The sequence below is a fragment of the Myxococcales bacterium genome, from assembly GCA_016720545.1.
In the GTDB taxonomy this organism is placed as follows: Bacteria; Myxococcota_A; Polyangia; order Polyangiales; family Polyangiaceae; genus JAAFHV01.
Genome location: JADKKK010000006.1, coordinates 372,913 through 387,565 on the forward strand (window position 1 = coordinate 372,913; position 14,653 = coordinate 387,565).

10 protein-coding genes and 1 pseudogene are annotated in these 14,653 nt (G+C 69.6%); 4 read left to right on the plus strand and 7 right to left on the minus strand.

The genetic code is table 11. The features are described 5' to 3' along the window. Window positions 1–40: 40 nt before the first annotated feature. From IPQ09_15325 to IPQ09_15350, 6 genes and pseudogenes are all read right to left on the minus strand, one after another. The gene (locus IPQ09_15325) at window positions 41–328 is read right to left on the minus strand and encodes a hypothetical protein (protein MBL0195567.1); all 288 of its coding nucleotides are present in this window, start codon (window positions 326–328) and stop codon (window positions 41–43) included. 292 nt (window positions 329–620) lie between these two features. Then, window positions 621–1,727, minus strand: a complete 1,107-nt coding sequence (locus IPQ09_15330) for a hypothetical protein (GenBank protein MBL0195568.1) — start codon at window positions 1,725–1,727, stop codon at window positions 621–623. A 79-nt stretch (window positions 1,728–1,806) separates the two neighbouring features. Further along, window positions 1,807–1,926: pseudogene (locus tag IPQ09_15335) on the minus strand (hypothetical protein). Between the two features lie 98 nt (window positions 1,927–2,024). Further along, window positions 2,025–3,017: an RHS repeat protein gene (locus IPQ09_15340; GenBank protein MBL0195569.1), complete on the minus strand. Its 993-nt coding sequence runs from the start codon at window positions 3,015–3,017 to the stop codon at window positions 2,025–2,027. Window positions 3,018–3,492: 475 nt separating this feature from the next. After that, window positions 3,493–5,316: an RHS repeat-associated core domain-containing protein gene (locus tag IPQ09_15345; protein ID MBL0195570.1), complete on the minus strand. Its 1,824-nt coding sequence runs from the start codon at window positions 5,314–5,316 to the stop codon at window positions 3,493–3,495. Next, window positions 5,243–9,376: a hypothetical protein gene (locus tag IPQ09_15350; protein ID MBL0195571.1), complete on the minus strand. Its 4,134-nt coding sequence runs from the start codon at window positions 9,374–9,376 to the stop codon at window positions 5,243–5,245. The genes IPQ09_15345 and IPQ09_15350 overlap by 74 nt, the downstream gene beginning before the upstream one ends. A gap of 387 nt (window positions 9,377–9,763) precedes the next feature. Here IPQ09_15350 and IPQ09_15355 point away from each other — a divergent pair, with 387 nt between their 5' ends. Next, on the plus strand, window positions 9,764–10,111 hold the full coding sequence (locus IPQ09_15355) for a hypothetical protein (protein MBL0195572.1): 348 nt from the start codon (window positions 9,764–9,766) through the stop codon (window positions 10,109–10,111). Window positions 10,112–10,233: 122 nt separating this feature from the next. Here IPQ09_15355 and IPQ09_15360 read toward each other — a convergent pair whose 3' ends face one another. After that, the gene (locus IPQ09_15360) at window positions 10,234–11,034 is read right to left on the minus strand and encodes a DUF1963 domain-containing protein (protein ID MBL0195573.1); all 801 of its coding nucleotides are present in this window, start codon (window positions 11,032–11,034) and stop codon (window positions 10,234–10,236) included. 480 nt (window positions 11,035–11,514) lie between these two features. On the opposite strand from IPQ09_15360, the gene IPQ09_15365 reads away from it, so the two are divergent. The 3 genes from IPQ09_15365 to IPQ09_15375 are packed head-to-tail and all read left to right on the plus strand — an operon-like array spanning window position 11,515 to window position 14,635. Then, window positions 11,515–13,350: an NAD(P)H-dependent oxidoreductase subunit E gene (locus IPQ09_15365; GenBank protein ID MBL0195574.1), complete on the plus strand. Its 1,836-nt coding sequence runs from the start codon at window positions 11,515–11,517 to the stop codon at window positions 13,348–13,350. Further along, complete coding sequence (locus IPQ09_15370) at window positions 13,350–14,090, plus strand: (2Fe-2S)-binding protein (protein MBL0195575.1); 741 nt, start codon at window positions 13,350–13,352, stop codon at window positions 14,088–14,090. The genes IPQ09_15365 and IPQ09_15370 overlap by 1 nt, the downstream gene beginning before the upstream one ends. Then, window positions 14,087–14,635, plus strand: coding sequence for an NADP oxidoreductase (locus IPQ09_15375; protein MBL0195576.1), 549 nt, complete (start codon window positions 14,087–14,089; stop codon window positions 14,633–14,635). Before IPQ09_15370 ends, IPQ09_15375 begins: the two co-directional genes overlap by 4 nt. The last annotated feature ends 18 nt before the right edge of the window (window positions 14,636–14,653 follow it).

The following is a 14,653-nucleotide window of genomic DNA, read 5'->3' on the forward strand; positions in this document are numbered from 1 at the left end:
TCCTGCAACGACGGGCGGATCGGGTAACGCCTCGTGGGCGTCAGAACCACCTCCCGGCGCGCCACTCCTGCACCCAGCGTCGCACGTGGGTGTCGTGTGTGCGCATCGCGCAGCGCTCCACGACCGCGACGGCTTCCTTCAGGTCCTCAACCACGACAGAGAGTGGCATCGTAGACGTGTGGAGCTCTTCAGCGGAGCCCGCCCCGCCCGGAGGCTCCGCGACCTGTTCGACGCCGCCGTCCAGAAACGCGAGGGGGCGACTCGGAAAGGCGCGCTGACTCCCGTCCGGAACAATATCAAGCTCGAGCATGGCGGTCTGCTCGTGCATGAGCAAGGTGAACGGCTGCCCGGCCTCGAAGCGCCAGGATAGCGCGAGGCGCTTGCTCCGAGGAGGATGGCAAAGTCCGTGGCTGTACGGAGGTCGCGCCCGGGGACATGGACAATCATGGGCGCTCCGATAACCTCCCACTGATCAGCAAGGCCTACTAAGACGCTCCGAATGTCATCATCCTTCTGGGTCACACTCCCCGAAGGACCTCCGGAGGCGGGCTTCGCGGAACGGTGAGGAATCGTTTCATGGTATCGGAATGCGGTTCGGTATCCGCCCGAGGGGTGAGGAATCAACATGGCTCTGCCCGCCGGCACCGTCTCCCCGCCGGGCGTGTGCAAGACTCCAAGTCCCGGGGAATGGGCACCGCGGCTGGGCCCGACAGCCCGCCCCTGGAGCTCTCGAGGAACTTCGCGGCGGCACCGTCGTCGGTCCACTGGCCCTGAGGGGTGCCAGTTCCACGCGCAGTTCCTTGAAGGCGACCCGCGTTTTTCGGTCCAGCGCCATGTTTCTCAAAAACGTGTCCGAAGGTGGGTTTGCTCTTCGGGTTCCCCCACTTGAGGCGGCTCGCCGCCGCACCAACCCCCGCCCCGACTGCGCCAGCCGCGGCCCCCGCCGCCGCCCCTCGGCCCGCCGCGGCTCGCATCGCGCCGCAGTCAAAGTCGGTTCTTCCGGGATCGAAGGCCTCCGCGATGCCTTCGTCGACGTAGTTCTGGATCCCTCCCTCGGCGCCGGCGACCGCCGCGCCCACCAGGATGGGGACGATGAAGTTCCCGTCGGGATCCGCGTAGTTGACTGGGTCGCCCCCGGCGTACGCGTATTGGTTCTCGCCTCCCTCCAGCCCGCTCGGATCCCTCCGCGTGAAGGCGCCTGTCTCCGGGTCGTACTCGCGGGCGCCGAAGTGGGTGAGGCCCGTGTCGGCGTCGAACATCCCGCCGGCGAAGCCGAAGGGCTGAAACCCCGGGTTGCTGTCGGCGACGACCTTGCCGAAGGGATCGTATTCGAGGGCCTGCGCGACCACGCCCGTAAACACGTCCACCACGAAGCGCACGCTGCCGCGCTCGTCCTTCAAGAGCGCGTAGCTGGCGCCGCCGCGCTCGAGCACATCGGGACCCAGCTCGCCGCGGGTGTACACGTACCGCGTGAGCACGTTGCCTGTCGCGTCCACCTCCGCCGCGGGTTGCAGCGCGTTCCGGTACAGGAATCGATTCTCTGTCGTGCCGTTTCGTCGCTTCGTGATGCGACGCCCGTACGCGTCCAGATCGTAGTCGACGCGGATGCCGCCGGGCAGCTCCGCCGAGGTGAGGTGTCCGCGCCCGTCGTAGCCGTAGCGGGTGAGACTCGCGCCCTCGGTCTTGGTCAGCCGCTCGCCCTTCCCCCGTGTACGTGTAGGTTGCACCCGCCTCGACGTCACCCGATCGCGGGCGTCTACCGTGATTCCGCTGTCGGTACGGTTTCCGTTTCCGTCGTACGTACGCGTGCGTGGTTGCCCCGTTCCGCGTCACACCCGACAGGCGGCCGCGCAGATCGTAGGTAACCCTGTACGTCACGCCGTTCTCGCGCTTCTCTTCGAGGCGGCCCAGCGCGTCGTAGGCCATCGCGAGATCGAGCACCGTGCCCGCGGCGCTGCGCGCTTGGTACGTGGCGAGCTCCCCGTGCGCCGTGTACCCGAAGCTCGCACTCGCGAGTCCCACGCTCAGGCTCGCGAGGGCGCGCTCGCGGGCTCTCGGGTGAGGAAGGTCGTGCCCGCCCGCGTCAAGAGGCCGTCCGCGTCGTATCCATACGATACCGCGTTGCCCGAGGCGCTCTCCGTCGCCCTCCGCAACATCGTGTCGTACGTGAAGGAGACCACGCCCGGGGCGACGCCGGTCGCCGTCACCTCCCGCAGGAGCGCCCCGTCCCACCCGAACGCGAGCCCCTGCGGGCCTTGCGCCGAGCTGTTCGTCAGCGTGCGAAGCTGGCCACTCGTCGCGTCGTACGCGAACGACACCTCACCGCCCGCGTACACCAGCCGCGACGGCCGGCCCGCGCTGTCACGCGCGATGTCGGTCGCCGTCCCGTCTTCGTGGGTGATCTTCGCGAGGTCGCGATCTCCATCGTAGCCCATCGCGATCGGGCTCGCGCCCGGGGCCAGGTAGGTGGCGAGCTGCCCGTCCTTTCCGTACGTCAGCGCGTGCGCGCCCTTGCCAGGCGGTGTCACCAACGTGAGGTCGTCCATCGCGCTCCACGCGTAGGCGCTCTTCGCCCCGTCGGTGTGCACGAACGCTGTCGCGCGGAGCGCCCCGTCGCGCTCGATCCCTACGCGCCGCCCGAGGGTGTCTTCCACGCTCGCGAGGGCTCCCGCGGCGCCGTACGCGAACGTCGTGCGGCGCGTGCCCGTGGTCGCCGAGGCGAGCCGGCTGCGTGCATCGTACACGCGATCCGTCGCGGGAAACCCTGGGAGCTGCGATCGCACGACTCGCCCTTCGGCGTCGAGGGTGGCCGTGAGAGTCCGGCCCCCGGGCGTTGTCGTGGTCCAGGTGCGGCTCGCGCCGTCGTACGCCATGCGCGTCACGCCGTCGGGTGTGCGAGGATCGGCGTCGCCCGCCGGGCGCATAGCGTAGAGCCTGCCGCCACCGCACGCCGCAAGCAGCAGGCTCAGGCAGAGCACCAAGACGAACGGCAAGGAGAACGCCCAGACCCGAGACACGGCAGTGAGGGGATCACGGCGGGTCGCGGGAGTCAACAGTGTCGCTCCGGCGACGAACGGTGTTGCTCTACCGGTCGTGATCTCACCAAGGCTTCCATCCCAGTGCTAGGTTGCTGACGTTTTCGGGTCGTCGCCCACATGATAGCGACGAAGGATCTCCGCACGCCGACACGAAAGCGAAAGCGAGCCTCGTTCCAGCTCCGTGACTTCTAGGGAGACGCGATCCCGCTGATGGTGCCCCACGTCAATGACGTGTAGGTGCAAAAGCTGGGTGAGTCCACCTCCAAAGTCGGACACTGAGAGACTCGTGACTTCCACGAACACAACAGCGATCGCCCGGGAGCCAACGGCGCTGGACTCTGCGAGGTGCAGTACGAGGTCGTAGGTCGAACACTCGTCCTTTCCTCCGAGCGACAGGCTGAGCACGACCGTAAAGCCACGCAGTTGACCGTTGAGAGATAGACTGTCCATTGGCTTACCGATCGAGCGGGTGGGGCCCGGGAAACGGACCTGTTTCTCTTCCCTTCGGTCCAAAGCCAGGGCCGTATTCCCGGAGGTGGTGGTGGGGATTCGTGTGTGTAGACGGGTCCGGCTGGCTTGTGTAGTCCGTCCGTCCAACTTGTCGACCGTAGTCGTCATAGTGTGCGGAGTACGGCTCGGGGGCGGCGCGGTTCGGCGAATTGTAGTGTCCTTTGACGTTCCTCGTGCCTGGCTGAACCTGGTCCGGCGCCTTCCCTCGCGGAGCGAATTTCCCCCCAGCCATGGCTCCCACACCACCCGCGACCGCGCCCGCCGCAGCTCCGGCTGCCGCGCCATTCTTCGCCGCGGCTCGCATGGCGCCGCAGTCGAAGTCGGTTCTTCCGGGATCGAAGGCCTCCGCGATGCCTTCGTCGACGTAGTTCTGGATCCCTCCCTCGGCGCCGGCGACCGCCGCGCCCACCAGGATGGGGACGATGAAGTTCCCGTCGGGATCCGCGTAGTTGACCGGATCTCCTCCGGCGTACGCGTATTGGTTCTCGCCTCCCTCCAGGCCGCTCGGATCCCTCCGCGTGAACGCGCCTGTCTCCGGATCGTACTCGCGGGCGCCGAAGTGGGTGAGGCCCGTGTCGGCGTCGAACATGCCGCCGGCGAACCCAAAGGGCTGAAAACCGGGGTTGCTGTCGGCGACGACCTTGCCGAAGGGATCGTATTCGAGGGCCTGCGCGACCACGCCCGTAAACACGTCCACCACGAAGCGCACGCTGCCGCGCTCGTCCTTCAAGAGCGCGTAGCTGGCGCCGCCGCGCTCGAGCACATCGGGACCCAGCTCGCCGCGGGTGTACACGTACCGCGTGAGCACGTTGCCTGTCGCGTCCACCTCCGCCGCGGGTTGCAGCGCGTTCCGGTACAGGAATCGATTCTCTGTCGTGCCGTTTCGTCGCTTCGTGATGCGACGCCCGTACGCGTCCAGATCGTAGTCGACGCGGATGCCGCCGGGCAGCTCCGCCGAGGTGAGGTGTCCGCGCCCGTCGTAGCCGTAGCGGGTGAGACTCGCGCCCTCGGTCTTGGTCAGCCGCTCGCCCTTCCCCGTGTACGTGTAGGTTGCACCCGCTCTCGACGTCACCCGATCGCGGGCGTCTACCGTGATTCCGCTGTCGGTACGGTTTCCGTTTCCGTCGTACGTGTACGCGTGCGTGGTTGCCCCGTTACGCGTCACACCCGACAGGCGGCCGCGCAGATCGTAGGTAACCCTGTACGTCACGCCGTTCTCGCGCTTCTCTTCGAGGCGGCCCAGCGCGTCGTAGGCCATCGCGAGATCGAGCACCGTGCCCGCGGCGCTGCGCGCTTGGTACGTGGCGAGCTCCCCGTGCGCCGTGTACCCGAAGCTCGCACTCGCGAGTCCCACGCTCAGGCTCGCGAGGCGGCCGCTCGCGGGCTCTCGCGTGAGGAAGGTCGTGCCCGCACGCGTCAGGAGGCCGTCGGCGTCGTATCCATACGAAACCAGGTTGCCCGAGACGCTCTCCGTCGCCCTCCGCAACATCGTGTCGTACGTGAAGGAGACCACGCCAGGGGCGACACCGGTCGCCGTCACCTCCCGCAGGAGCGCCCCGTCCACCCCGAACGCGAGCCCCTGCGGGCCTTGCGCCGAGCTGTTCGTCAGCGTGCGAAGCTGGCCACTCGTCGCGTCGTACGCGAACGACACCTCACCGCCCGCGTACACCAGCCGCGACGGCCGGCCCGCGCTGTCACGCGCGATGTCGGTCGCCGTCCCGTCTTCGTGGGTGATCTTCGCGAGGTCGCGATCTCCATCGTAGCCCATCGCGATCGGGCTCGCGCCCGGGGCCAGGTAGGTGGCGAGCTGCCCGTCCTTTCCGTACGTCAGCGCGTGCGCCCCTGCCAGGCGGCGTCACCAACGTGAGGTCGTCCATCGCGCTCCACGCGTAGGCGCTCTTCGCCCCGTCGGTGTGCACGAACGCTGTCGCGCGGAGAGCCCCGTCGCGCTCGATCCCTACGCGCCGCCCGAGGGTGTCTTCCACGCTCGCGAGGGCTCCCGCGGCGCCGTATCCGAGCGTCGTGCGGCGCGTGCCCGTGGTCGCCGAGGCGAGCCTGCTGCGTGCATCGTACACACGATCGGTCGCCGGGAAGCCGGGGAGCTGCGAGCGCACGACTCGCCCTTCGGCGTCGAGGGTGGCCGTGAGAGTCCGGCCCCCGGGCGTTGTCGTGGTCCAGGTGCGGCCCGGGCCGTCGTACGCCATGCGCGTCACGCCGTCGGCCGTGCGACGCTCGCCAGAGAGGGTCACCAGGGCCCCCGCCGCGTCGACGTTGGCAGCCCACGTGCTCTCCACTGTGCGCGTCAGGCCGCTCGGGAACCTCACCACGTGTCGCGCGGCGTAGGGCGCGAGCATGCCAAGGCGCGGATCGGCCTCGGGCACCACCTCCACCTCGGTGCCATCGGCCAGCTGGGCGCGGGTCTCCCCCGACTTCTTTGTGGTCCAGTCGAACCGGGTGCCGTCGCGCTCGAGGAGACTACGCACTTCGTCGATGCCTGGGCCCGCGCGGAACACGTGCGATTCGCGACGCGACAGCCCCGTGGTGACGTCGACCTTGGTGCCCTCGGGCACTGTGCTCTGTGCGAACGAGAAGCGGCGGTTCTCGGCGTCGGCGTCGGTCACGAGCTTGCCGTCGCCGTCGTACGACATCGTGTGAACGCCGCCGCCCTGGTCGACGCGCTTCGTGAGGAGTCCTCCTGGGGCGTACTCGAGCTGCTCCTTGCGGCTGAGCGCGTCGGTCACCGTGGCGAGGAGACCTTGCGCGTCGTAGGCGAGAGTCGTCACTTGCCCGAACGGAGCTGCGATTCGCGTGGCGCGCCCGGCGGGGTCACGCGTGATCGTGAGCGCGTTCTGGTGGGCGTCCTCCATCTTCAGGAGGCGACCTGCCGCGTCGTACCCGAACGTGAGAATCGGCGTCGTGGTGAGCGCGTCGAGCGTGCGAAGGTGCCGGCCTCGTGCGTCGAAGACAAACACCTGGGAGCCCGACTCGTCCGGCAGCAGCGTCTCCCCCGACGTCGTGCCGGGAAAGGGCGATCTCAGCGTCGCCACGCGGTTCTGCGACTCCTCCGTCGCGAGCAGGGCGCCGTCGCTCGTGAGCGCCAGCGTGCGGGTCGACAGGCCAAAGAGTCGCCCGCTCGAGCCCTCGAGCGAGGGCCGATCGCCACCTCCCGCGTAGGCCTGCACGCGACCCCGCTCGACGCGGCGAATGCGAAGATTGCCCTGATCGGAGACGTAAACGACTCCTTCAGGATCGACCGCGACCGCCGTGGGGCCCCGGAAGCTCGCGCTCGCGGCCGGGCCGCCGTCGCCCGCGCTCCCGGCGTCGCCCGAGCCGGCGAGCGTCGTCACCAGGCCGGACGGATCGACCCGCCGCACCCGATTGCGCCCTTGCTCGGCGATGAAGAGCGCGCCGTCCGGGCCCACCGCGAGCCCCCGAGGAAGCAGCAGCGAGGCTCTTCGCGCGGGGACCGACTCCCCGGCTTCAACACCCCCGCCAACGGCGAGCTCGATGCGCCCGCTCGGATCGATGCGCGCGACCGAGCTCGTGCCCTCGGTGGTGACGTAGATGCTGCCGTCGGGTCCCTCGGCCAGCGCCGTGGGGCGCGATACGGTCGCCTCGGTCGCTGCGATCGGAGCGGCGGTGATGGGCTTCGGGCCCCCTCCGGCGAGGGTGCGCACGACGCCGTCGCGACCCACGCAACGTACGGAGTCGGCGTACTGCTCCGCGAAGCACACGCGCCCGTCGCGCAGCACCGTCACCGCGCGTGGGGTGTCGAGGTTGGCCTGGGTCGCCGGGCCGCCGTCACCCGTGTGGCCTTGTGTGCCCGTGCCCGCGAACGCAGAAATGACTCCGCCCTCGATCTTGCGAATGCGGTGACCCAGGCTCTCAGAAACGTAGATCGTGGCTTTGGGGTCGACGGCCACGCCGTCGGGCAAGGCGAGCTCGGCTTGGGTGGCCTGGCCGCCGTCGCCCGCGCCCCCGAAGCGCCCGTTGCCCGCCACGATGCGCAGGGTGGCGCCGAGATCGGCGGCGTACCGGGTAGTGCCATCACCGCGGTAGAGGACGCGGCCCGCCGGATCGTACACGTGGTGCTCGGACAGCGACCAACCGCCGAGGCCGAGCGCCGTCTGATCGCGGGCCCCGACGGGCAGTTCGTACGTGCGCCGTAGGAACACCTCCTGGCGGGTCTTGTCGCCTGTCACGGCCTCGCCGTCGCCGTAGGCGCCGAAGCTGCGCACGTTTTGATACACCCCGTCATAGGCGAGCCCGACTCGCACCTCGGCCACGGTCTGGCCAGGCCAGTCGCGCCCGTACGCGTCTTTGCCATTCCACGAGAAGGTGTGCGTGAGGTTGGGTGTGAGCGGCGCGAACGTCTTCGTCTCGGTCACGCCCAGCACGGTCACGCTCACCTCGGCCCGCTTGGCCGAAGCCGGCACGACGGCTCCCGTGACCGGCACCGTCACTGTGCGCGCGTCCTTGCGGCCGGGCATGCGGTCGGAGTGGTAGTGGAGCACCACGCCCGTGCCGACGAGCGGCAGGTCCTCGGCGAGCGTGCGTCTCTCACATTCGAACCAGGAGCCGCCAGAACCAAAACAGGGAATGCCAGGGCCGCCCTTGCCGTCGCCGTTGGGGGGAAACACGGAGTCGAACGGCGGTCCAAAGGCCCAGTTGAGGTCCCACGCCGAGAAGTGGGCCATCGGCACGCGCAGGTAGCTCTTGCCGGGCGCGATACCGCCCTTGGCGAGCGACGCGAGCTCGCCCGCGGTGACGCCCGCGGCCGCGAGAGTGGCGGCGTCGTCGGCCTGGCCATCGCCGTTCGTGTCGAGCGACGACCCCGGGAGCACCGCCACGACGCGCCCAGAGGCCTCGGCCTTCCAGCCGGTGTCGCCGTCTTCAAGCACGCCGGCGGGCACGGGCGCCCCCACCTTCATATGGAGGAAGTTGTCCACGTACGTGACGACGGGCGCGCTGAAGGATACCCGGGGTTCTACGCCCACTTCGTCGAGCGTGAACGCCGACGCGTACGTGTACGCGCTCGCCGGAGGCAGCTCGCCGGGCATGGCCGCAGGGCCGGTGCTCCCTCGCGTGTACTCGGTAATACGCAGCGAGCCCCGCTCGAGCGGCGCCTTGTCACCATTGGCCTTCACGACCTCGGCGCGAGTGCCCGGGGGCACGAGCACGACGGCCGTGCGCGCTTCGCTCGCGTCGCGCGATGTCTCGCCACTGGCCACTTGCCATTCCGTGGCGCCGAAGGTGAGGGGCGTTGCCTTGGCCGACGGCGCGACGAGCACCACGTCGTCGAGCGCGACGAACCGGTTTACGCGGGGCGACACCGAGCGGTGCGCGAGCAGCTTGTTTTGCGCCTCGAAGCGAAGTCGACTCGAGCCCCCACCCAGCACGACGAAGCTGAAGCGGCCTTCGGCATCGGTCGTGGTTTGACCGAGCTTGGGCTCGCGGGGAGCCAGAACCTTCGCCCCCACGAGAGGCTTTCCCGCCTCGTCGAGCACACGCCCTCTCGCGACCGATACCCTCGTCGCTTCGAGATAGCCCACGTCGGCGCCGAGCTGTCGAGGACAGGCCCCTTCGGTGAGAAAGCGGATCGCCTCCGCAAAAGAGACCCCGGCCGTGCCGTCGATAGGCGGAGCCGCGCACGGATCCACCCAGGGTCCGCCTTCGGCCGGCGGCGGCGGCGCAATACCTCCGTCGGCCTCGAGCCCGGGCGGCCCAGCAGGCCCGGGCTCGTCGCTGCACCCGCCGCACGCCGAGAGGGCGAGACTCAAGAAGAGGAGCAAGACGAACGGCAGCGAGAACACCGGACGCCGAGACACCGACGGAGAGGACCACGAGGATCGGTGTCCGTCAACGACGCCCCGCGGGCCGACCCCTGCCGCCCCGCGTGCCTGCGGGGGTGCCCGCGTGGGCTGACAGGGACAGGCGAGGCCCTCCCGAGACAGGCGCGGGACAGGCGTGGGTGCGTCCGTACGCCTCCGGCGGGGTCCTCTATACCTCGAAGAACCCGAACGCCAAGCCGCCTCCATGAAGCTCGGCCGAATCGCCGCCGCCCTCGTGAAGCTCACGCGACGCGCCGTGGCTCCCCGAGTCACGGCGCCCCCAACCTTGACCCCGACCCCGACCCCGACGACCCTGACCCCGACCCCGCGAGGCTCGCGGCGGCCTGCGCCCCCAACCGTCACCCCGACACGAGGACGACGCGCGTGACCTCGGGCGCGATTCGCTTCCGCCAGGTGATTCAGGTGACCCACAAGGGGCGCAGCCTCCCGGCCAGAGATTGGGTGCCGGTTACCGGCCACGCAAAGATGCTCTCCGACGTGCAGGTCACGGAAGACAGGACGAGCATTCCGGCCGTAGTGCTGAAGCACCAGAAGAGCATGAAGGAGGCCTGGTGCATCGCCACGGACCGCATCGACCTCGGCGCCGCGGGAGTGGTGAAGCTCTATGCCCGTCGCTTCACGATCGAAGAGACCTTCCGCGACACGCCGCCGTCTTGCGCTGTCCCTCGTTGCCGAGCCCGCCCCAGTGGGTCGCGACGTCGCGCCCGGTGACCGAGATCTCCCAGCACTTCGCTGAGCCCTCTGCGACGTATTCGAATCTGGCCATGACGCGGTAGCTCCCGCTGGTGCTTCGAAGTTCGGGTCAGTGCTCGCCTACACAAGCAACGTGGCATCTACCCCAGAGCCTGAAACACCTTGACCCGTGTAAACCTGCTGGCCTTTAGGTCCTCGCGCGCGATCACGAAGTGAAGACACCCCGCATCTCCCCAGGACATGGGCCAGGCGTCCACGCTGGCGAGCTGCAGCAGCTCCACGTCATCCTCTTCGAACGCACCCACGAAGTCTGCCTCGCGCGGATACCCAAGCAGGCGGTGTGCATTGGATACGCGCGCGTCGACAAAGCCATTGACCGCCTCTGCGATTGATTCGTAGTTCTCTTGAAACGGCTGGGTCGCGGAAAAGTGGTCCAGAGACACGGGCAGGGCGAAGGTCGGCGCGAAGCGGACAGCGCGACTCTCGAAGACGCGCGGCGCCGGGCCCTCGAAGAAGTCATCCTCGTACGCGACCTGCCCGGGGTGTGTGCGCTCACACGGTCCCTGCGGCACGTGCAACACCGAACAGACTTCGAACTCGCTACCGCCCTCGTGGTCGCTGCTGAACTCCCACTGCGTGCAGCGGAAGAAGCATAGGTGGCCTTCGCGAGGCAGCAGACCGCTTGGGTCGCACAGACTCGCATCCGCGAGCGAGAGCTGCGCGACGAACATCATCGGCACGCCCTCATGCTGGGGCCACGGCGTCCCCGGCACCAGATCCGGCGCGCCTCCGAGATGCGACGTCCCCGGCAAGGGGTCCGCGAGCGCGTCACCCTCGATGACGGCGACGGCGGGCGTGAGCACCTGGCGCAGCTGCGCTTCATGCGCGGCGAATCCGAGTGTACTGGAGTGGTTCAGGATGTTCGTGATGGACAGCGTCATGGCGGACAGGCTGGCAGAGCTGAGCGCGCGCGCCATCCTTCATGTGGAGGAGAGGAGTCTCTCTCCGATGCGCAGGCTACCCGCGTCCCGCTTGGCGCGCTGGTGTCCATGGAGCGAATGGTCGATAATGGGCCACTACCGCTGGAGCATGCATGACGTCGCTCGCCTCGCTGATCGAGCCCATCCATGACGCGGCCCTTGGTCCGGAGGAGCACTGGCGCGCCATGTTCGGACGCATCGCCCGCTCTATCGGCGTCGCCGCGGCGGGCGTGAAGTTGCAAGGCTTCGCCGACGACGACAGCGTGCGAGGCGGTGTTGGAAGGCCGGCCCGCCTCGAGCGAGCAGCACGCGAGCGTGGGGTGCGGCATCAAGTGGCGGCGCTGAGGGGCCGACGCGAGGGCCCACGCAGGACGAGGCAGGAGCGCGCGCGCACAACCTTGGCGCGCCCACCGCGCGGGACTAGGCTCGGGCCATGCTCGGCTGCACCCTCGCCCACGAGGCCCCGTGTCGCTCGATCTAGAGGCCCTCGTCGCGCGGCACGGGCACGACCCCTCGCGCCTCGTGCAGCTCCTCCACGAGGTCGTCGCGGTGGAGGGGCGTGTCTCCCCCGCCGTGATGACGCGCCTCGCCGACGCGCTCCGCATGCCCCGCGGCCAGGTGGAGGGGGTCGTCGGCTTCTACTCGTTCTTCGGCTCGGCCGAGCGCGGCCGCTTCCGTGTGCTCTTCAGCGACAACATCACAGACGAGATGGCCGGCGCTCACGAGCTGCGCCAGCGCATGCTCGACGCCTTCCGCGTGCAGCTCGGCGAGGTGAGCGCGCACGACACCGCGGGGCTCGTCTCGATCGGGGCGACGAGCTGCACGGGCCTCTGCGATCAGGGCCCGGCCATGCTGGTGAACGGCCGCGCGATCGGGCGCCTCACGCCCGCGCGGATCGGGGCCATCACGTCGCTCATCCGCGGGAACGTGCCGGTCGACCTGTGGCCCGAGAACCTCTTCGTGATCGAGTCGCACGTGGAGCGCAGGGACCTCCTCTTGTCGACGCCGCTCGCGCCGGGCGAGGCGATCGCAGCGGCCCTCTCGCGGGGAGCGGCGGCCACCCTCGACGAGGTCTCGCGCTCGGGCCTGCGAGGCCGCGGCGGCGCGGGCTTCCCCGCCGGGTCCAAGTGGGCGGCCTGCGCGGCGGCCCCCAGCCCCGAGCGCGGACGCGTCATCGTGTGCAACGCCGACGAGGGCGAGCCCGGCACGTTCAAGGACCGCGAGCTCCTCATGCACCACGCCGACCTCCTGGTGGAGGGGATGACCGTCGCGGCGCTCGCCGTCGGCGCCAACACAGGTCTGCTCTATTTGCGAGGAGAGTACCCGTTCCTCGTGGAGCCGCTCCTCGCCCTGCTCGCCGAGCGGCGGCGCGCGGGCTTGCTCGGCGCGAGCGTGCTCGGCGTCGCCGGCTTCGACTTCGACATCGAGCTGCGCCTCGGCGCCGGGGCGTACGTGTGCGGCGAGGAGTCCGCGCTGCTCGAGTCGCTCGAGGGGCGGCGAGGCATCCCGAGAAACCGCCCACCCTACCCCGTCACGCACGGCTACAAGCAGCGCCCCACCGTGGTGAACAACGTCGAGACGCTCATCGCCGCCGCGCTCGTGGCCGCCCACGGCGCGGGCTTCTTGCGGGCCGTCGGCACGCCACAGTCGGCCGGCACGAAGGTGCTCTCGGTGTCCGGCGACGTCGCCCGCCCCGGCGTCTACGAGCTCCCCTTCGGCGTCCGCGTCGGCGAGGTGCTCGACCTCGCGGGGGCGCGCGACACGCTCGCGGTGCAGGTGGGTGGCCCCTCTGGCACGCTCCTCTCCGCGCGCGAGCTCGAGCGCCGCATCGCCTTCGAAGACGTGCCGTGTGCGGGCGCCGTCATGGTGTTCGACACCACACGCGATCCGCTCGCGGTGGTGGAGAACTTCACGCGCTTCTTCGCCCACGAGAGCTGCGGCTTCTGCACGCCGTGCCGCGTGGGCACCACGCTCTCTGCTCAAATGATGGAGCGGGTGGTGCACGGTGAGGGCTCGCGGCGCGACCTCAAGGACCTCGCGAAGGTCTCACGTCTCATGCGGGCCACGAGCCACTGCGGGCTCGGCACGACCGCGGGCAACCCGGTGCTCGACGCGCTCGAGAAGTTCCGACCCGCGTTCGACACCCGCCTCCGCTCGCGCGAGGTGCTGCCTACGTTCGACCTCGACGCGTCGCTCGCCCCCGCGCGCGAGGTCACCGCCCGCGACGACGCCGGCGCGCACTTCGAAGGGCGCGACGAGCTCGAAGAGGAGGAGTGATGAGCGACGCCCCGCCCGATCGACCCACGTTTCAGCTCGACGGACGCGAGATCCCCTTCGAGCCCGGGCAGTCCGTGCTGGCGGCCGCGCTCGCGGCGGGCCGGTACATTCCGTATCTCTGTTACCACCGCGAGTTCGAGCCGCACGGGAGCTGCAAGGTGTGCACCGTCCGGGTCAACGGGCGTCCTCATGCGAGCTGCACCGAGCCCGCCCGCGCCGGCGACGTCGTCGAGTCGAGCGCCGAGGACCTCACCGAGCAGCGAAAGACCCTCGTGCAGTTTCTGTTCACCGAGGGCAACCACTTCTGCCCGTCGTGCGAGGCGAGCGGGAGCTGCACGCTCCAAGCGGTCGGCTACGAGCTCGGCGTGACGAACGCGCACTTCAGCCCCCTCTTCCCCGATCGACCCCTCGACGCCTCCCACCCCGAGGTGCTCCTCGATCTGAACCGCTGCATCCTCTGCGAGCTGTGCGTGCGCGCCAGCGCGCTGGTCGACAAGAAGAGCGTATTTTCCCTGTCGGGGCGCGGGATCACGAAGCACCTCGTGGTGAACGCGGAGTCGGGCAGGCTGGGCGACACCCACCTGTCGTTGGAAGACAAGGCCATGAGCGTGTGCCCCGTCGGCGTCATCTTGCGGAAGCGCCGCGGCTTCTCGGTGCCCATCGGTCAGCGGGCCTACGACGCCGAGCCCATCCGCGCCGTGGCGACCTCGGCCGCGGCGTCGCGGCGGGAGGACCCATGAGCGCGCCCGCGCGGAAGCTGCGCGTCGCGACCACCTCGCTCGCGGGGTGCTTCGGCTGCCACATGTCCCTCCTCGACATCGACGAGCGGCTGGTCTCCCTGCTCGAGCGCGTCGAGATCGACGCGTCGCCGCTCACGGACAAGAAGCACCCCGGGCCGTGCGATCTCGGCCTCATCGAGGGCGGCCTCTGCAACGCGGAGAACGTGCACACGCTGCGTGCGTTCCGTGCACAGTGCAAGATCCTCGTCGCCGTGGGTGCCTGCGCGATAAACGGCGGGCTCCCCGCGCAGCGAAACCACCTCGACGTCCGCGAGTGCCTCCAGTCGGTCTACCTCAGCGGGCGCGGGGTCGAGCGCGGCTTCATCCCGAACGACCCCGAGCTGCCGCTGCCGCTCGCCAAGGTCCACCCGCTGCACGACGTCGTAAAGATTGACTACTTCCTGCCCGGCTGCCCGCCCCCGGCGGACGCTATTTGGCAGTTTCTCACCGATCTCCTCGCCGGCCGAACTCCCCGCTTCGGCCACGGCCTCATTCACTACGACTGATCCCCTTCGCCGGGACAC

Excerpts from the sequence above, each read along its gene's own strand:
- IPQ09_15345 (MBL0195570.1), bottom strand. The coding sequence starts at position 5,316 with ATGGGCTACGATGGAGATCGCGACCTCGCGAAGATCACCCACGAAGAC.
- IPQ09_15370 (MBL0195575.1), top strand. The coding sequence starts at position 13,350 with ATGAGCGACGCCCCGCCCGATCGACCCACGTTTCAGCTCGACGGACGC.
- IPQ09_15360 (MBL0195573.1), bottom strand. The coding sequence starts at position 11,034 with ATGACGCTGTCCATCACGAACATCCTGAACCACTCCAGTACACTCGGA.
- IPQ09_15375 (MBL0195576.1), top strand. The coding sequence starts at position 14,087 with ATGAGCGCGCCCGCGCGGAAGCTGCGCGTCGCGACCACCTCGCTCGCG.
- IPQ09_15325 (MBL0195567.1), bottom strand. The coding sequence starts at position 328 with ATGCACGAGCAGACCGCCATGCTCGAGCTTGATATTGTTCCGGACGGG.